The sequence below is a fragment of the Janthinobacterium sp. GW823-FHT06H09 genome (assembly GCF_058794735.1).
Map to the genome: position 1 here is coordinate 127,982 of NZ_JBXAHC010000003.1, position 16,092 is coordinate 144,073.

Sequence of the window (16,092 nt, forward strand, 5' to 3'; positions counted from 1 at the left end):
ACTGGGGCATGACCGATCACCTAGTAAATACCAGTAAATTCCTTGCCCTCATACTGCGCCACTCTCCCGAAAAAATCGGCCTCGCGCTCGATGCCCAGGGCTGGGCCGATATCGGTCAGCTGCTGGCGCACGCTGCCCAGCATGGGCGACATATTTCCCGCGAACAATTGGATGAGGTGGTGGCGCGCGACAGCAAGACGCGCTACGCGATCAGCGATGACGGCTTGCGCATCCGCGCCAACCAGGGGCATTCCTTGGCCGCCGTCGATATCGCACTGCCGCCCGCCACGCCGCCCGCCATGCTGTACCACGGCACGGCCAGCCGTTTCGTGGAAGCGATCCGCGCCGGCGGCCTGCTGCCGGGATCGCGCAATCACGTGCACCTGTCGTCCAGCCGCGAAACGGCCGTGGCCGTGGGTGCGCGCCACGGCAAGCCCGTCGTGCTGACGGTCGACGCGGCCGCCATGCAGGCGCAGGGCCACGTGTTTTACGTGTCGGCCAATGGCGTGTGGCTGACGCAGGCCGTGCCGCGGGCGTTCATCGGTTTTCCCTGATTAATGGCTTAGCGCCCTGGCCCTGGCTTGCCCCAGGCGCTTGCGCCGCCAGATCAGCACCCCCGTCACGCTCAGGCCTGTCACCAGCGCGCCCATGGCGCAGATGAACAGCTTGAAGGGCCAGCCCCACATCGAGGCCATGTGCAGGGCGCTGATCCAGCTGCGGATGGTGTCGCCGCTGGCCGCGCCCGTGGGCAGCCAGGCCGCCAGTTGCCGGCCGCTGGCCGCGTCGAAAAAGACAGTGGTCAGGCCCTTGTGGGCGCGCACGTCGCGGCTGCTGCGCACGCTGTAGCTGTAGACGCCCAGCCCGCGCTCGTAGGCCAGCGCGTTTTCCTCATAAATGGCAAAGTTCCCGCTGCGCGCCAGCTGCGCCATCAGGCTGCGGCCCTGCGCGCGCGCGGCCGGCCAGTCCAGCTGCGGCCCTGGCGACGGCGTGTGCCGCGCCACGACTTCCTCGGCTGGCTGATGGGCAAACAGCGGATGCATCACGGCCGCATACGCGCCGTACAGGTTGAAGGCCACGCCGCTCCAGGCAAACACCAGCAGCATGGCCCACAGCCACAGGCCACCCGCGCGGTGCAGGTCGAACACCAGTTTATAAGTGCCGCCATGGCGGCGCAGCAGCCACGACGGGCGCCAGCGCATCAGCCACGGTTTGCTGCCCGGCGAGCGTTTTTTCAGGCGTGCGGGGAAGGTCAGGGCGGCGCCGATGAAGCAGTCGATGGTCCAGACGATGGCGATCAGGCCGAAGATCAGCAAGCCCGTGTCGCCCAGCGCCAGCGCATAGTGCAGGCGCTCGATGAAGGGCAGCAGGTTGATGGCGCCCTGGCCGATCTCGCCCCATTTTCGCTGGCCGAGTAGCGCGCCCGTGTACGGATCGACGAACACTTCATCGCTGACCAGCGGCGCGTCGCCAGACTGGCGCAGGTAGAACACCATGCTGTGGCCGGGCGGCGCCGACAGCGGCGCGTAGCTGAGCTGCGCCTGCGGGAAGCGCGCGGCGACGGACTCGCGCAGCAGCAGGGCGTCGAGCGGCGCGGCGCCCGGCGTTGGCGGCGCCGCGCGGAAGACGGCAGGCAGCAGGGCCGCCTCCAGTTCATCCTTCCACGCGAGCGCGCTGCCCGTGACGCCGGCCACGATGAGGAAGCCGGCCATCAGCAGGCCGGCATAGCGGTGCATGGCCGCCAATGCAGGGCGCATTTGCAGCGATGGCATCAAAAGCGGTACATGGCGCTGACGTTGGCCGTGCGTTCGGCATTGCGGTAGCACAGATTGGGCAGGTAGCCGCAGTCATACAGGGTCTGCTTGTTGAGTACATTGTTGACGTTGAGGGCAAACTGCCACGGTCCGCGCGATACGCCCAGCGCCGCATCCCACTGCGTGATGCCGCCATTGCGGATATTCAGGTTCTCGCCGTCGGAGTTCGAGCGCATGGCGCCGAGAAAGCGCATGCCCAGCGCCGCATACGCGGGCAGCGCCGTGCTCAGGTTGAACGCTTGGCGGGCCCAGGCCGAGGCGCTGTGGCGCGGCGCGCCCGCTTGCTGCAAGCCCAGGTCGCCGTTATTGCTCTTCCTGACTTCCGTATCGAGGTAGGTGTATTGCGCGATCAGGCTCAGGCGGCTGGCAAACTCCGTGCGCGCTTCCAGTTCCAGGCCGCGCGAGCCCACCTGGCCCGTTTGCTGCAGGCGGCCCGGATTGCCGATGTCGGAGGTGGTGACGTTGTCGCGCACCAGGTCGAAGACGGCCGCCGTATAGCTGGCGCGCTGGCCCACGGGTTCGTAGCGCACGCCGGCCTCGAACTGCTTGCCGTGCGATGGCTTCAGGGCGCTGCCGTTGGCCGTGATGCCCAGTTCGGGCGAGAACGAAGTGGCGTAGCTGACGTACGGCGCCCAGCCGCCATCGAGCAGGTAGACGGCGCCCACGCGGCCCGTGGTGGCCGACGGCGACTGGTGGAAGTCGGGTTTGACTGCGCCGCTATGGAGGTCGGTGACGTCGCGCGACTGCGTGGCCTTGTCGCGGCGCAGGCCGGCCGTCACGACCCAGCGGTCCCATTTCAATTGATCCTGCGCATACAGGCCCAGCTGGCGCGACGGCGCTTCAGCGCGCGTGGGCGCCTTGGCGGGAAGCAGCGGCTGCTTGCCGTACACGGGCTGGTACAGGTCGATCGGCGCGATAAAGCCTTTTTGATGGCGGTAGTCGTCCGTGTTGCGGATGTTCGCGTAATCGACGCCCAGCAGCACCTGGTGCGCCAGGCCGCCGGCGGCAAAGCGCGCCTGCAGCTGGGTGTCGGCGAACAGACTTTTCGACGCCGTATCGACGGGCATGAAATAGCGCTCCACCGTGCCATCGTCGTTCAGGCCCAGGGGGAACATGTCCGTGCGGTCGTTGTTCAGGCGCGTATAGCGCAGGTTCTGGCGCAGCGACCAGGTGTCGTTGAAGCTGTGCTCGAACTCGTAGCCCAGCATGGTATTGCGGCGCTTGAAGCGGTTATCGTCGCCCATCAGGTTGACCTTCGGATCGACCTGGCCGCGCGGGCCAGGCTGCAGCAGCTGGTTGGGAAACGCGTACTGCTGGTTGTCCTGCTCGTAGCGGGCCAGCAAAGTCAAGCGCGTGGCCGGTCCCGCCTGCCACGTGAGCGAGGGGGCGAAGTACAGGCGGTTGTCGCGGTCGCGCTCCAGCCGCGTATGGGCTTCGCGGCCCAGCATGACGACCCGATACGTCCAGGCACCTGGCGCGTCGAGCGCGCCGCCCACGTCGGCTTTCAGCTGGCGGCGCTGGTAGCTGCCGTACTCAATCCCCACTTCGCGCACGGCATCCGCGCTGGGGCGCTTGCTGACGGCGTTGACCATGCCGCCGGGCGGAATCTGCCCGTACAGCACGGAAGCGGGGCCGCGCAGCACTTCCAGGCGTTCCAGGCCATACGGCTCGATCGAGGCGCCAAAGGTGCGGCCCGAATTGCGCAAGCCATCCTGCAGGATGCCGTTCGTCTCGATGGTGAAGCCGCGCAGCAGCGAGGAATCGTCGCTGCCCAGCGGGCGCTGGTTCGGCGTCACGCCGGCCGTGTAGCGCAGGGTTTCGTCGAGCGATTCGGCATTGCGGTCGCTGATTTCATCGGCCGTGACCACCGAGACGGATTGCGGGTTCTCGTTCAGGGCCGTGTCGGTCTTGGTGGCCGAGGCGGCGCGCCGCGCCACATAGCCGCGCACGGGGCCCGTGGCCGTCTCGCGCTCGCTGCTCGCATTGATGGTGATCGCGGGCAGGGTGGCGCTGGCCTGGGCCGGCGCTGGCGTCTGTGCCGCGGAGGCGTCCGCGCGCAGCGCATACGCGCCATGCGCGCCCGCCACCAGGCGCAGGCCCTGGCCGCGCAGCAGTTCCTCGAAGCCCTGGCGCACCGTGTAGCTGCCCGCCAGCCCGCCGCTGCGCTTGCCCTGCAGGAGCGCGGCATCGGCCGACAGTTCCACCCCGGCCGTGCTGGCGAAACTGGTCAGCGCACGTTCCAGCGGTCCGGCGGGAATGGCGTACTGGCGCTGCGCCTGCGTGTTGCCTGCCGCCTGGGCGTGGGCGGCAGGGACCGTGACGGCCAGGGCACCCACGGCGGCACCAGCGAGGAACAGGGCCTGGATGGCGGCGGCGAGGGGAAACGGGCGCAGCTTGGGTGCGGGAGCGGTCAGGCGAGCAGGCATGGTGCAAATCCTTGGAAAGTGGCGGGAAAAAATTCGTTCTTCCCGTATTCCGAACGAAAAGCCAAAACCCTCAACGTTTTTTCATTTTTTTTGCAGGTATTTTTCAGGACGCCTGGCGCGGCCCCACGCTGACCCAGTAGCGCGTGCGGTAGCGCAATTGCACGGGCAGGCTCAGGGCCAGGTTGGCCAGCGAGCGGTCCGTGTCGCGCAGCGTATACACGCCCGTCACGCGCAGAGCGGCGATGGATTCGTCGCAGCGCAGCACGCCGTGGCGGTAGCGGCCCAGCTCGGCCAACAAGTCATCGAGGCGCATGCGCTCGGCCACCAGGCTGCCCTGCGCCCAGGCGGCGGCGCTGTCTTCCACGCTCGCCACGTCCTGCACGTCCTGCCGCGTGTAGCCGGCGCGCTGGCCCACCTGCAGATGCAGGGATTCCGCCCCGGCGCGGGCCGGCTGCAGGGCCACGGCGCCCTGGAAGACGGCGACCTGGCTGACGCCATCGTCGAGGCGCACGGAAAAGCGCGTACCCAGTGCCGTGGCCGTGCCCTGCGGCGTTGCCACCAGCAGCGGGCGGTAGACTGCCGCGTTTTCGTGCGCGCTGGTGACGAGGATGGCGCCCGCGCGCAGCACGATGCGCCGTTCGCCGGCGTTGTAGCGCACGTCGATGGCGCTGGCCGTGTCGAGCACCACCTGCGTGCCGTCGGCCAGCACGATGGCGCGCGTCTCGCCCACGGCAGTGCGGTAGTCGCTGCCCATGCCCATGCGTTGCCACAGGCCGGATTCGTGCGCCAGCAGGGCCGTGCCGCCGCCCGCCGCGATCAGGCCCAGCAGCTGCAAGGCGCGCCGGCGCCCGGCGGCACGGCGCTGGACCGGCGCCAGCGCGCCGCGCGCCACCTCGCGCGGCAAAGCGTCGAATTGCCGGGCGAAGCGCTGCAGCCGGGCCCAGGCCCGCTCGTGCTCGGGGTGGGCGGCGCGCCAGGCGGCGCACGCATCCGCGTCGGCCGCGCTGGCGTCTTCCGCCCACAGCCGCGCCATCCACTCGGCGGCACGCTGCAGCGCGGCAGGGGCGATGGGGGCGCCGTCCGCTTGGGAACTCATGCGAATTGCGCCGCACAGCAGGCCAGCAGGGCGCGGGCGATGTATTTTTCCACGGACGAGACGGATACGCCCAGGCGCGCGGCGATGTCGGCATACGCCATGCCTTCGAGCTTGCACAGCAGGAAGGCGTCGCGCACCTTGGCTGGCAGGCTGGCGAGGATGGCGTCGATTTCCAGCAGTGTCTCGACGATCAGCGCACGCATTTCCGGCGTGGGGACGGTCGCTTCCGGCTGCGCGGCGATGGCGTCCGCATAGGCGGCCTCGATATGCCGACGGCGGAACAGGTCCACCACCAGGCCGTTGGCGATCTGCGCCAGATGCTGGCGCGATTCTTCCGGCTGGGGCGCGCGGCCCCGCGCGAGGATGCGCAGATACGTGTCGTGCGCCAGGTCGGCCGCATCGAAGGCGTTGCCCAGCTTGCGGCGCAGCCAGCCCTGCAGCCAGCCGTGGTGGTCGCTGTACAGGATTTCGATTTGATGGTGCAGTTCCAGTTCGGGGCGTAGCATGCAACCTTTCCATGCCACGGTCCACAGGACAGACAGGCCTTGATGCGATTGAGAATTGTTCGTATTGTAGCCCGATTGCCGCGACCTGTGGCCCGGCAGTGGCGGGCCAGCAACGCTGTCGGGCTCGCATCAGGCCGGGATCAGCTTGATATCGGCCACCCGCTCGACCAGCCACACGCACGCCACGAGGGCAATCGCCAGCGAGCCCACGGTCAGCACTTGCCGGTACAGCCAGGTTTTGCGCAGCAGCCAGGCGAGGGGCAGAAACGCGGCGACGATGGCCAGCTGGCCCAGTTCCACGCCCACGTTGAAGCCCAGCAGGCTGGCCAGCAGCGAGCCTTGCGGCAAGCCCAGGTCGCGCAGCACGCTGGCAAAGCCGAAGCCGTGGATCAGGCCGAAGGCGAAGGCGGCCACGGGCCGCTTGCCGCGGAACAGCGGCAGCAGGTTGTTCAGCGCGGCCAGGATCACGGAAACGGCGATGGCCGACTCCACCCAGCGCGACGGCAGCGATACGAGCGACAGACTGGCCAGGCTCAGGGTGATGGAATGGGCGAGCGTGAACGCCGTGACGACTTTCAGCACGTCAAGGAAGGCCGCCTTCAGACCGTGCTGCTGCTCGCGCAAGCCCGGCAGCAGCACGGCCGGCAGCAGCAGCGACAGCAAAAACAAAATATGGTCGTAGCCGATCCAGATATGCCAGATGCCGTGTTTCACGTAGGCGCCGAACTGCGCCAGGCGGTCGGGCGCGGCCAGCGAAATGGTCTGGCGCGGGCTGTCCGGGTCGAAGATGGCCGTTTGCGTGGCGCCGCCGCTATCGATCTTGAGCAGCCCCTTGTGCTGCGGATCGAGGTCGGCGAACAGCGTGTAGCCAATGGTCACACTGGCCGGCGCAGCGCCGCCCGGGCAAGTGGCCTGGAAGCGCAGCACGTTGTAGGCGCCGTCCGTGTGGCTGTCGACCAGCTGTTCGATGGCTTGCAAGGGGCAGACGCCCTGGTCGCTGGCCAGCTGCAGGCGCTGCAGCGCATAGGCGGCAATCGCCGCATGGCGCGCGCGGATTTCATCCCAGGTCAGCGCGCCGTCGCCATTGCCATCGAGGCCGATGGCGAAATCGAGGTCGCGCAGGGCGATATCCCATTGCCCCTCGACCTGCTGGCCGTGCACGGCCAGGCTCAGATAGCTGTCGCTGGGCTTGTGCGCCTGCGCGGGGGCCAGCCAGGCGCACAGGAGCAGGATGAACAGGCAGCGCTTTACAGCACACCTCACAGCACACCTGCTTTCCTGATAATACTGACTTTTTGCCCATCCTGCGGGCCCAGCTGCCTGACGAGGCGCTGCAGAGCCACGTCTTCCACGCCGTTGGCCCCGATCCAGGCCAGCACCGGTTGCGCGGCGCCGTCATTGTGCGCGGCCAGGGCCGCTTCGAGCAGGATGCGCATGTCGGGCACTTCCTTCTGGATGGCCCAGTTCTGCTGCGCCAGCTGCAGGGCGGCCGGCACATCTTTTTGCAAAAACAGGGCGAAACGGGCTTGCTCGCGCTGGTGCACGGTGTCGCCCCGCTGCATGGCGGCGGTGAAGCGGGCCGCCAGCTCGGCCTTGGCCGCCTGGAATGCCGCTTGCTGGCCGGGCAGCGATTGCAGGGCCAGCGCGTAACGCAGCAGCAGGGCGTCGATGCGCTGCCGGTCCTGCAGCAGCTGGACGACTTCCTGCGGACGCTGCCGGTCGAGCAGGAAATCCGCGTAGGCGCCCAGCAGATAGCTGTCGCGCGGCTGCCGCGCCAGTGCCTTGGTGTAGCGCGCCTCGGCCAGCGTTGAATCTCCGCGCCGCGTGGCCATTTCCGCCAGCAGGGTGGCGGCCCAGCTTTCCAGCTCGGGCGCCGCGCCGGCACTTCTTTGCAGGGTCAGGTCCAGCAGGCGCTCGCTGGCGGCGGCGCGCCCCGTGACGCTGGCGATATTGGCAAGGCAGGTGACGGTGACCAGCTGCGTGGAAAGCGCTGACAGGCGGGCGCAGCTGGCTGTCGCCTGCGCGTAATCGCCCTGCACGGTCAGGACGGTGGCGCGCGTCAGCCAGGCCTGGCCATTCGCCGGTTCCTGCGCGATGACGGCGTCGAGGTCTTGCAGGGCGAGACCGAACTTGTGGGTGCTTTGCAATATGGTGGCGCGCAGCAGGCGCACGGGCAGGGGCGGTGCCGCTTGCCGCCACCAGGGCGCCAAGGCCGCTTGCGCGTAGCCGAGGTAGCGCGGGTCCGTTTCGCTGCGCGCCAGGGCGATGTAGCGCTGCGCCAGGCTTGCCGCCAAGGCCAGGTCTTGCGGCGTAGCATTCAATTGCTGGCGCAGGCCGCGCAGCTCGCTCTGCGTGGCGTCGGCGCGGCGCGGCAGCTGTTCGATGACGGCGCCGCCGTCTTTCGGCGTGTAGGGCGCGGCCAGGGCCAGCAGGGGCAGGCAGGCGCACAGCAGGGAAATCGGTGTTTTCATCATGGATGCCATCAACAGTCATTGATGCGGGCGCCGGAGAGCGGACTCCCCGGCGCCCGCGAGGGCCTTACAACGGCACCGGTTCCGTGTCTTCCGGCGACGTCGCCATGATGGCGTCGATGGCGACGCCATCCTTGTCATCGCTGGTGGTCAGGATGACGTTGCTGACGGCCACATAAAACGCATCGAGCAAGACCACGGGCGGCGGCGTGGTGCCGCCGTTGCCGTTATCGCCGTCGTGGCTGCTGCTGCCGCCACCGCAGCCGGCCAGCAGGGCCGCGAGCGCCAGGGCGCCGATCAGATAGAGCTTTTTCATCGCGTTCTCCTTGTTACTGCTGTGGCGAACCGGCCACGGGCGTTTTCAGGTAAGGGAAACCCGCCGTGAAGAAGGTTTCATCCAGGAAAGCGCCGTCCGTGAAGTGCAGGGCGCCGGCCGGTGCGTCGGCCGGGGCGCAGCCGATGTTCAAGGTGCACAGCTTGCCCATGGCCACGCGCAGCACCACGTCGACCACGTCGTCGCCAGGGCGGCGGCCGTTCGGGAAGCCCGCGTTATCGCCGCCGATGACGCCCAGGCGGTTTTGCGATCCCACGGCGGTGGGCGTGATGGACGTATTTAGGCGCAGCATTTCCGATGCCGTCACGGTGACGGGCTGGTTCACGCCCTTGATGCCCGTCAAAAAGGTGGCCACCAGGTCGTTGCGGGGGAAGTTGGTGGGCGCCTTGGCGCCTGCCGAGCCGAACAGTACTTCCACCAGCGCCGGCGCTGTCGGGTTGGTGACATAGTCGGCAAACTGCGCGTCGCCGGACGGTTTGCTGGCGTTGAAGCGGTCCTTGTCCTTCAGGCCGATGACCAGTTCATTCACCAGCGGCATGCCCAGGCGCGACACTTGCACCCACGCGCCGCCTTCCTTCGACGCCGCGGTGCTGCCCGGCGCCGGGTTCAGCAGACGTCCCTGGCGCAGGCTGGCCGTGGTCCAGCCGCCGATGACGGGGTCGCTGCCGGCCGTGAGGCAGGCGGTCGGCACTTCCATCTCGATGGCCGTGACGTTCTTGCGTGCCAGGTCATCCTTGGCGGCCGATTCCGCATTCGCGGCAAACTCCGTGGCGGGCGCCTTGATGTTAATCAAGTCAAACGTTTCGCCCAGGTTCACCACGAACGGGTCCTTGCGCTGGCCGACGAACATGCGCGCCGGCGTGGCGCAGCCGGGGATGTTGACCGTGTAGACGTGCTGCGCGGCATACGCGGCATAGTTGGGGATGGACTTGGTACCAATGTAGTCGACGGGCTTGTCGAACGTCGTGCCGCCGCCCGTGGCATTGGTCACGCTGCTGCGCGTGCCCGAGCGGCGGTCGCCCCGCACCACCGTCACGCTGTAGGTTTCGCGCACGTTCAGGCCGGCCGGGTTGACGGAATCGATGGCGCCGCCGTTGATGACGAGCGGAATCGACACTTTCTTGCCGCCCACGGTGAACTGGCCGTCCTTGATGGTGTTGTTGAAGCGGAACTGGAAGGTGAGGTCTTCCTTGCCGTCGCCATTGTTGTCGATATGGATTTCGTACAGGGCGTTCGGGTCCATGGCGAAATAATTCGGGCCGCCGTAGGCGTCCTGCAGGGGAATATAGTCGGCCACCAGGGTGGTGTAGGCGCCGCGGCCCGCTTCATAGCTGCGGAACATGTAGAAGTCGGTGGCGTCGACTTTGGGGTTTTGCGTGATGAACGGCGCTTCGCGGTGGCTGGACGCGTAGGCGGCTGGCGCGATGGCCAAAGTGAAGGAAACGGCGAGAAGGTTGCCCAGGAGGGCGGCACCCAGTGCGGTTTTCGAGTGTGACAATGACATTTCGATTCTCCCGATTTTTGTTGGCGTTGACAGACAAGTCCAAGAAACTGCAGGCTGCCTGACTTATACGAACGGCTACAAAAAACGGATTCAACTCTTTGTCAAAGTCTGCAACTGACCTTGTAGGCCCCCTACCAGGCCAGCACTTTGGGACCGATGGCGGCGCCGATGGCGGTCGGCACCAGCATGCCCAGCACGTACCAGAAGCCGACGAAGCTGGCCGCCAGCTCCGGGCAATGCAGGCAATACACGAGTGCGGCCATGGCGCCGGCGGCAAACCCGGCGGCGGCGCCCGCCAGACGCAGGCGCGTGGGCGCCAGCTGGCGCATCAGGCGCAGCACGGCGGCCAGGATGGGCAGCGACAGCATGGCGATCAGCAGGGGGCAGCTGCGCCAGGTGGCGCCCCAGAACAGCTCGGCCCGCTGTTCGGGCGGGGCTTCGTTCAGGATGATGGCGCCCAGCGCCCACATCAGCAGCACGGGCATGGCGAGCAGAAGGGGCAGGGCGCGGGTAGCGGCGCCCGGCAGGCACAGGCGGCGGCTGACGTGCCAGGCCGCCAGGCACAGGCACACGACAAAGCCCACCTTGATCCAGAAGTCGGGCAGCAGTGCCAGCTGTTCCAGGTTGGGCCGCACGCCCAGCAGCATGGCCATCAGGGCCACGCTGGCCAGCAGGCCGGCGCCCAAGGTGCCTGCGGCGCGCCAGTGCGTGCCGGGCGGTGCCGCGGCGGCCACGTCCGGGCCGCTGGCCAGCATGGCGATCAAGTCATCGGTTTTCATGGTGCGCTTCCTTCTATCCTTAAATGGGCCGCCAGTGCTTTCAAGCCGCGGTGCACAGCCACCTTGACGCTGGCTTCCGAAATGTCCATGGCCGCCGCCGTGTCGCGCACGGACCAGCCGTCGAGCTTGGTATGCACGATGGCGTCGCGCTGCTGCGCCGGCAAGGTGGCCAGCAGCTTGCCCAGGTCGCGGCTGGCCTCGGCCGCCTCGGCATCGGCGCTGGAAAACAGTTCCTGCGCGCTATCTTCTTCGTCATACGGCAAGTGCTGCGCCTCGCGCCGCCCATGCCGGCGCAGCCAGTCGATCATCTTGTAGCGCGCGATCGCATGGATCCATGACGTCAGCGGCACGCCCGTGTCATACGTCAAGCGCTGGTTGTGGATGGCTAATAAACATTCCTGCACCAGGTCTTCCGCCTCGTCCGGCCAGCGCTGCAGACGGCGCCGGAAAAATGCGCGCAAATGGGCGCTGCTTGCCTGCAAGAAACTGCGATACGCCGCCGCATCGCCATCGAGGCCGCGCAGCATCAAGCCGTGCAGCCGCAATTCCGTGCCGTGCAACTGCTCGCTTATTGGTATTCGTTGCATGCAAGCCTTTGGTGACAGGCGTTGAAAAAAATAAATCTTAAATTATTTGAGGGTGGCTGTAACCAATCCGCACGGTGCGGCGAATTGACAGGCAAGCACGCTTCCTATTTTTAATATACCGGTGAAAGACCATGGACATCAAGCAGCGCCTTGCAACATTACTTTTACCCTTGCTGAGCATGGCTGTGGTAGCGCCGGCCATCGCGCAGATGGCTTCCGGCCAGCGCTGCGAAGTCAAAAGCGGTGCGCAGACGGCGGCGCTGGTGGAGCTGTACAGCAGCGAAGGCTGCTCCAGCTGCCCGCCCGCCGACCAGCGTCTGAACGCCTTGCGCAAGGAAGCGGGGGCGGCCAGCCTGGTCGTGCCGCTGGCCCTGCACGTCACGTACTGGGACCAGATCGGCTGGACGGACCCGCTGGCGCAGGCGCAATTCGATGCGCGCCAGGCCGAGCTGTTGCGCCACCAGCCGCGCCATGTGGCCTATACGCCCCAGTTTTTCGTGGGCGGCACGGAATTGCGCGGCTGGGATACGCAGTTGCCGGCCGCCATCCGCCGCATCAACGCGACCGCCGCGCCCGTCGCTATCCGCCTGTCCGCCGTGCCGGCGCCGGGTGGAAAATTGCTGCTGGAAGCCGATGCCAGCGCGCCGGACGCGCGGACGGGTGGCCAGCTATACGTCGCCCTCAGCGAAAGCGGCATCGTCTCGACCGTGCTGCGCGGCGAAAACCGGGGCGCCACCCTGCATCACGATGCGGCCGTGCGCCTGTGGCTGGGGCCGGTTGCGCTGGCGCAAGGCCGCGCCCGGCTGCGCCGCGAAGTCAGCCTGCCCGCCAGCTGGCGGCCCGAGCAGCTGCAAGTGGTCGCCTTCGTGCAGCGGGCCGACAGCAGCGCCATTCTGCAAGCCGTCAGTACGGCATCCTGCGCGAAAGGAGCGATGTGATGAACGGACAAGCGAGCGTGATCCACCCCGCCTGGCTGCGCGTCACGCACTGGCTCAATGCCGTGGCCGTGGTGGTGCTGGCCACCAGCGGCTGGCGCATCTACAACGCGGCGCCATTCTTCCCTTTCGAACTGCCGCGCGCGCTGACCCTGGGCGGCTGGCTGGGCGGCGCCCTGCAATGGCATTTCGCCGCCATGTGGCTGCTGGTGGGTAATGGCCTGCTGTATCTGGTCATCAATATCGTCTCGGGACGGCTGCGGCGCCAGTTCTTTCCCCTCGCGCCGCGAGCGCTGCTGGCCGATTTCATCGCCGCGCTGAAGGGCAAGCTGGCCCATGCGGACCCGCGCCGCTACAACATGGTGCAGCGCGCCGCCTATCTGTTCGTCATGCTCGATTGCATCGTGCTGGTGCTGTCCGGCCTGGTGCTGTGGAAATCCGTGCAGTTTCCCATCTTGCGCGAACTGCTGGGCGGCTACGAGAGCGCGCGCAGGGTCCACTTCATCGCCATGGCACTGCTGACGGGTTTTGTGGGCGTGCACCTGCTGATGGTGGCGCTGGTGCCGCGCACCCTGGTCGCCATGTTGCGCGGCCGCTAAGGAGATGAGCATGAAAAAATCCATCCTCGTGCAAGAGCAGGGCCAGGCCATGCTGGCCGACGCCTTGCGCCAGATCAAACAGCCGTCGCGCCGCCTGTTTTTGCAGCGCAGCCTGACTCTGGGGGGCCTGTCCTTGCTGACGGGTTGCAACGCCAGCGACCCGTCCAGCATCGAGACGGCCTTGACGGCCGTGTCGCGCATGAACGACCGGGTGCAGGGCTGGCTGTTCGACCCCAACAAACTGGCGCCGACTTACCCGGACTCCATGATCACGCGGCCGTTTCCCTTCAACGCCTATTACGGCGAGGATGAGGTGGAACAGGTCGATGGCGACGCCTGGCGCCTGGAGTTGAGCGGCTTGATCGCCGACAAGAAGCCGTGGACCCTGCCGCAGCTGCGCGCCTTGCCGCAGGAAACGCAGGTCACGCGCCACATCTGCGTGGAAGGCTGGAGCGCCATCGGCAAGTGGGGCGGCGTGCCGTTTTCCCACTTCCTCAAGCGCGTGGGCGCCGACACGACGGCCAGATACATCGGCTTCCAGTGCGCCGACGATTATTTTACGAGCATCGACATGGCCACGGCCCTGCATCCGCAAACCATCATGGCCTTGACCTACGACGGCCAGGAATTGCCGCCGAAATACGGCTACCCGATGAAATTGCGCATGCCGACCAAGCTGGGCTACAAGAACCCCAAGCACATCCAGGCCATTTTTGTCACGAATACCTACCCGGGAGGGTATTGGGAGAATCAGGGCTACAACTGGTTCGGCGGTTCCTAGGAAGGCCGGGGAGCCGGCCAGGGCGGCGTTGCATTGCCTTGTCGTACTAGTCTACTGCCTGCGGCAATGCGCCTGGCCCTGACCACCTCCCGGCCTTCCTTATGTTCAGCAGCAAGCAGCACCCTGTAGCGCAGCAATAGTTTTACCACCGGGCAATCTCGCCCATCCAACACTGAGACAAGGACATATCATGAAAACCACCATTACCACCTTCGCCGCCATCATCGCTTCCGCCATCCTCATGTCGGGCGCCGCGTTTGCCCAGGACGCCATGCAGAAAGACGCGATGGCCAAGCCTGCCTCGGCCGACGCCATGCACAAGGACGCGATGGACAAGGACGGCATGCACAAGCCGATGGCCAAGAAACACATGAAGAAGGATCACATGGCCAAGGATGGCATGGCAAAAGATGCCATGGGGAAAGACGGTATGAAGAAGGATGAGATGAAAAAGGATGAAATGAAAAAGGATGGCATGGCCAAGGATGCGATGGCCAAGTAGTGCAGGGGCCTGGCGCCGTCAACGCGATGGCGCCAGGCCGCGCGCGTCTTCCAGCGTTCACCCATGCTGCCGCATGATGCGAAGTTGCTAATTGGTGTAAGCTGGACGCCTCCTGATTTCCCGCATGCACAGTCATGACCGAACCGTCCGTTGCCGCGTTGTCCCCCGAAGCACCTTCCTCCGATAAATCGATCCGGCGCCGCTCGCTGTTCGCCGCCTGCAGCGCGCATGCCGTGCATGACGGCTTGACGGACGTGATCTATGTGCTGCTGCCCATCTGGCAGGCGCAGTTTGCCATCAGCTACGCCATGGTGGGGCTGTTGCGCGGGTCGTACTCGGGCATGATGGCCGGGTTCCAGCTGCTGGCCAGCCGGCTGGCCAGGCGCTGGGGACGCGAGCGCATGCTGGTGGGCGGCACGGCGCTGGCCGGCGTCGCCTACCTGATCGCGGGGCAGGCGGGCGGCCTTGCCGTGCTGCTGATCGCCTTGCTGCTGGGCGGCCTGGGCGCCAGCACCCAGCATCCGCTGGCGTCTTCCATCGTCACCGACACGCACGAGGCGGGCGGCGGCGTGAAGGAAGCGTTGTCGCACTACAATTTTGCGGGCGATATCGGCAAGACCCTGATTCCCGCGCTGGTGGGCTTGCTGTTGCTGGTGTGCAGCTGGCAAGCGAGCGTTTCCCTGCTGGGCTTGCTGGGCCTGGCGGCGGCCGGCTTGCTGTGGTGGTTGCTGCCGAAGCCGGAAGAGATCCAGGCCAGTCAGAAGAAAGCGGTCAAGCCCGTCACTGGCAGCGGCTCCAAAGCAAGCTTTCGCGCGCTGCTGGCAACGGGCACCCTGGACAGCGCCGTGCGGATGGGTTTTCTCACCTTCTTGCCGTTCTTGCTGAAAAGCAAGGGCGCGGGCACGGCCGGCATCGGCGTGGCCTTGTCGCTGCTGTTCGTGGGCGGCGCCTTCGGCAAGCTGCTGTGCGGTTACCTGGGCGCGCGCATCGGCATGATGAAGACCGTGTGGCTGACGGAATCGATGACCTCGCTGCTGATCGTCGCGGCCCTGTGGCTGCCGCTGGCCGGCATCATGGCCATGCTGCCCCTGCTGGGGCTGGCGCTGAACGGCACCTCGTCCGTGCTGTACGGCGTGGTGCCGGAACTGGCCGAGCCAGGCAAGCGCGAGCACGCGTTTGCCCTGTTCTACACGGGCAGCATCGGCGGCGGCGCGCTGTCGCCCGTGCTGTTCGGCGCGCTGGGCGACCATACGAGCGTGCCCACGGCCTTGCTGGCGCTGGCGGCCGTATTACTGCTGACCTTGCCGCTGGCGTGGAAGGTGCAGCGGGGCCTGGCGCATGGCGGCGCCGCATGACAGGATGCCTCGCATGAGTCTGCCATTGCCGCGCGACAAACACGATACGGACAATGCGCAAGCCCTGACCGCCTTGCGCTGGGAAGAACTGCGTCCCGCCATGCCGCAGATCCTGGAGTGGGTGCAGGACGCCAACTGGCCCGTGGCCGCCGTCCTCCTGCCTTACCTGGCCGGCATCGGTCCGCGCCTGGCTCCCTATGTCAAAACGGTGCTGGCCAGCGACGATGAACAGTGGAAGTACATTGTTCTGCTGGGCATCGTGCGCCATTCCCCCGGGCTCGCTGCCGCGGTGGACGGGCAATTGCAGCGCTTCGCCCTGGCGCCAACGGCTGCCGAGCTGGAAGAAGGCGTGGCCGAGGTGGCCCGGGAGATTTTGGCGGGCAGCGGCGCTGGTGCGGCGTGACTT

17 protein-coding genes are annotated in these 16,092 nt (G+C 66.9%); 7 read left to right on the top strand and 10 right to left on the bottom strand.

Translation table 11 applies throughout. The features are described 5' to 3' along the window. Nucleotides 1-8: 8 nt before the first annotated feature. On the top strand, nucleotides 9-554 hold the full coding sequence (locus AC1Q6X_RS05330; RefSeq protein ID WP_492495565.1) for an RNA 2'-phosphotransferase: 546 nt from the start codon (nucleotides 9-11) through the stop codon (nucleotides 552-554). Here the strand turns inward: AC1Q6X_RS05330 and AC1Q6X_RS05335 are convergent, their stop codons facing one another. From AC1Q6X_RS05335 to AC1Q6X_RS05380, 10 genes are all read right to left on the bottom strand, one after another. After that, nucleotides 555-1,769 (bottom strand): PepSY-associated TM helix domain-containing protein, encoded by a 1,215-nt coding sequence (locus AC1Q6X_RS05335; protein ID WP_492495567.1) that lies wholly within the window; start codon nucleotides 1,767-1,769, stop codon nucleotides 555-557. Continuing rightward, nucleotides 1,769-4,237: a TonB-dependent siderophore receptor gene (locus AC1Q6X_RS05340; protein WP_492495569.1), complete on the bottom strand. Its 2,469-nt coding sequence runs from the start codon at nucleotides 4,235-4,237 to the stop codon at nucleotides 1,769-1,771. Before AC1Q6X_RS05340 ends, AC1Q6X_RS05335 begins: the two co-directional genes overlap by 1 nt. Nucleotides 4,238-4,340: 103 nt before the next feature. Continuing rightward, entirely contained in the window at nucleotides 4,341-5,333 is a 993-nt protein-coding gene (locus AC1Q6X_RS05345; RefSeq protein ID WP_492495571.1) for a FecR domain-containing protein, read from the bottom strand. Beyond that, a complete protein-coding gene (locus AC1Q6X_RS05350) occupies nucleotides 5,330-5,839 on the bottom strand; it encodes a sigma-70 family RNA polymerase sigma factor (RefSeq protein ID WP_230502962.1) in 510 nt (169 codons plus the stop codon). Before AC1Q6X_RS05350 ends, AC1Q6X_RS05345 begins: the two co-directional genes overlap by 4 nt. Before the next feature lie 129 nt (nucleotides 5,840-5,968). Next, nucleotides 5,969-7,102: a HupE/UreJ family protein gene (locus tag AC1Q6X_RS05355; protein ID WP_492495573.1), complete on the bottom strand. Its 1,134-nt coding sequence runs from the start codon at nucleotides 7,100-7,102 to the stop codon at nucleotides 5,969-5,971. Beyond that, the gene (locus AC1Q6X_RS05360) at nucleotides 7,099-8,313 is read right to left on the bottom strand and encodes a hypothetical protein (RefSeq protein ID WP_492495575.1); all 1,215 of its coding nucleotides are present in this window, start codon (nucleotides 8,311-8,313) and stop codon (nucleotides 7,099-7,101) included. Before AC1Q6X_RS05360 ends, AC1Q6X_RS05355 begins: the two co-directional genes overlap by 4 nt. Before the next feature lie 64 nt (nucleotides 8,314-8,377). Beyond that, nucleotides 8,378-8,626, bottom strand: a complete 249-nt coding sequence (locus AC1Q6X_RS05365) for a hypothetical protein (RefSeq protein ID WP_230502968.1) — start codon at nucleotides 8,624-8,626, stop codon at nucleotides 8,378-8,380. A gap of 13 nt (nucleotides 8,627-8,639) precedes the next feature. Beyond that, nucleotides 8,640-10,148 carry a DUF4331 domain-containing protein gene (locus AC1Q6X_RS05370; protein ID WP_492495577.1) on the bottom strand — a complete coding sequence of 503 codons (1,509 nt, stop codon included), beginning with the start codon at nucleotides 10,146-10,148 and terminating at the stop codon, nucleotides 8,640-8,642. Between the two features lie 131 nt (nucleotides 10,149-10,279). After that, on the bottom strand, nucleotides 10,280-10,927 hold the full coding sequence (locus AC1Q6X_RS05375) for an NrsF family protein (RefSeq protein ID WP_492495579.1): 648 nt from the start codon (nucleotides 10,925-10,927) through the stop codon (nucleotides 10,280-10,282). Further along, nucleotides 10,924-11,514 (bottom strand): sigma-70 family RNA polymerase sigma factor, encoded by a 591-nt coding sequence (locus AC1Q6X_RS05380; protein WP_070292257.1) that lies wholly within the window; start codon nucleotides 11,512-11,514, stop codon nucleotides 10,924-10,926. The genes AC1Q6X_RS05375 and AC1Q6X_RS05380 overlap by 4 nt, the downstream gene beginning before the upstream one ends. Nucleotides 11,515-11,645: 131 nt before the next feature. Here AC1Q6X_RS05380 and AC1Q6X_RS05385 point away from each other — a divergent pair, with 131 nt between their 5' ends. The 6 genes from AC1Q6X_RS05385 to AC1Q6X_RS05410 all read left to right on the top strand — a co-directional run bounded on the left by AC1Q6X_RS05385 (nucleotide 11,646) and on the right by AC1Q6X_RS05410 (nucleotide 16,089). Next, nucleotides 11,646-12,452: a DUF1223 domain-containing protein gene (locus AC1Q6X_RS05385; protein WP_492495581.1), complete on the top strand. Its 807-nt coding sequence runs from the start codon at nucleotides 11,646-11,648 to the stop codon at nucleotides 12,450-12,452. Then, nucleotides 12,452-13,048 (top strand): cytochrome b/b6 domain-containing protein, encoded by a 597-nt coding sequence (locus AC1Q6X_RS05390; RefSeq protein WP_492495583.1) that lies wholly within the window; start codon nucleotides 12,452-12,454, stop codon nucleotides 13,046-13,048. The genes AC1Q6X_RS05385 and AC1Q6X_RS05390 overlap by 1 nt, the downstream gene beginning before the upstream one ends. 4 nt (nucleotides 13,049-13,052) lie before the next feature. After that, nucleotides 13,053-13,829, top strand: a complete 777-nt coding sequence (locus AC1Q6X_RS05395) for a molybdopterin-dependent oxidoreductase (protein ID WP_492401205.1) — start codon at nucleotides 13,053-13,055, stop codon at nucleotides 13,827-13,829. A 190-nt stretch (nucleotides 13,830-14,019) separates the two neighbouring features. After that, nucleotides 14,020-14,331, top strand: coding sequence for a pentapeptide MXKDX repeat protein (locus tag AC1Q6X_RS05400; RefSeq protein WP_492495585.1), 312 nt, complete (start codon nucleotides 14,020-14,022; stop codon nucleotides 14,329-14,331). 134 nt (nucleotides 14,332-14,465) lie between these two features. After that, a complete protein-coding gene (locus tag AC1Q6X_RS05405) occupies nucleotides 14,466-15,686 on the top strand; it encodes an MFS transporter (protein WP_492495587.1) in 1,221 nt (406 codons plus the stop codon). A 13-nt stretch (nucleotides 15,687-15,699) separates the two neighbouring features. Next, a complete protein-coding gene (locus AC1Q6X_RS05410; protein WP_492495589.1) occupies nucleotides 15,700-16,089 on the top strand; it encodes a DUF5071 domain-containing protein in 390 nt (129 codons plus the stop codon). The last annotated feature ends 3 nt before the right edge of the window (nucleotides 16,090-16,092 follow it).

What these genes read in the sequence shown, in the direction of transcription:
- AC1Q6X_RS05345 (WP_492495571.1), bottom strand. Translation starts at nt 5,333, where the DNA reads ATGAGTTCCCAAGCGGACGGCGCCCCCATCGCCCCTGCCGCGCTGCAG.
- AC1Q6X_RS05385 (WP_492495581.1), top strand. Translation starts at nt 11,646, where the DNA reads ATGGACATCAAGCAGCGCCTTGCAACATTACTTTTACCCTTGCTGAGC.
- AC1Q6X_RS05375 (WP_492495579.1), bottom strand. Translation starts at nt 10,927, where the DNA reads ATGAAAACCGATGACTTGATCGCCATGCTGGCCAGCGGCCCGGACGTG.
- AC1Q6X_RS05380 (WP_070292257.1), bottom strand. Translation starts at nt 11,514, where the DNA reads ATGCAACGAATACCAATAAGCGAGCAGTTGCACGGCACGGAATTGCGG.
- AC1Q6X_RS05390 (WP_492495583.1), top strand. Translation starts at nt 12,452, where the DNA reads ATGAACGGACAAGCGAGCGTGATCCACCCCGCCTGGCTGCGCGTCACG.
- AC1Q6X_RS05405 (WP_492495587.1), top strand. Translation starts at nt 14,466, where the DNA reads ATGACCGAACCGTCCGTTGCCGCGTTGTCCCCCGAAGCACCTTCCTCC.
- AC1Q6X_RS05395 (WP_492401205.1), top strand. Translation starts at nt 13,053, where the DNA reads ATGAGCATGAAAAAATCCATCCTCGTGCAAGAGCAGGGCCAGGCCATG.
- AC1Q6X_RS05370 (WP_492495577.1), bottom strand. Translation starts at nt 10,148, where the DNA reads ATGTCATTGTCACACTCGAAAACCGCACTGGGTGCCGCCCTCCTGGGC.
- AC1Q6X_RS05340 (WP_492495569.1), bottom strand. Translation starts at nt 4,237, where the DNA reads ATGCCTGCTCGCCTGACCGCTCCCGCACCCAAGCTGCGCCCGTTTCCC.
- AC1Q6X_RS05350 (WP_230502962.1), bottom strand. Translation starts at nt 5,839, where the DNA reads ATGCTACGCCCCGAACTGGAACTGCACCATCAAATCGAAATCCTGTAC.
- AC1Q6X_RS05335 (WP_492495567.1), bottom strand. Translation starts at nt 1,769, where the DNA reads ATGCCATCGCTGCAAATGCGCCCTGCATTGGCGGCCATGCACCGCTAT.
- AC1Q6X_RS05365 (WP_230502968.1), bottom strand. Translation starts at nt 8,626, where the DNA reads ATGAAAAAGCTCTATCTGATCGGCGCCCTGGCGCTCGCGGCCCTGCTG.
- AC1Q6X_RS05360 (WP_492495575.1), bottom strand. Translation starts at nt 8,313, where the DNA reads ATGATGAAAACACCGATTTCCCTGCTGTGCGCCTGCCTGCCCCTGCTG.
- AC1Q6X_RS05410 (WP_492495589.1), top strand. Translation starts at nt 15,700, where the DNA reads ATGAGTCTGCCATTGCCGCGCGACAAACACGATACGGACAATGCGCAA.
- AC1Q6X_RS05330 (WP_492495565.1), top strand. Translation starts at nt 9, where the DNA reads ATGACCGATCACCTAGTAAATACCAGTAAATTCCTTGCCCTCATACTG.
- AC1Q6X_RS05400 (WP_492495585.1), top strand. Translation starts at nt 14,020, where the DNA reads ATGAAAACCACCATTACCACCTTCGCCGCCATCATCGCTTCCGCCATC.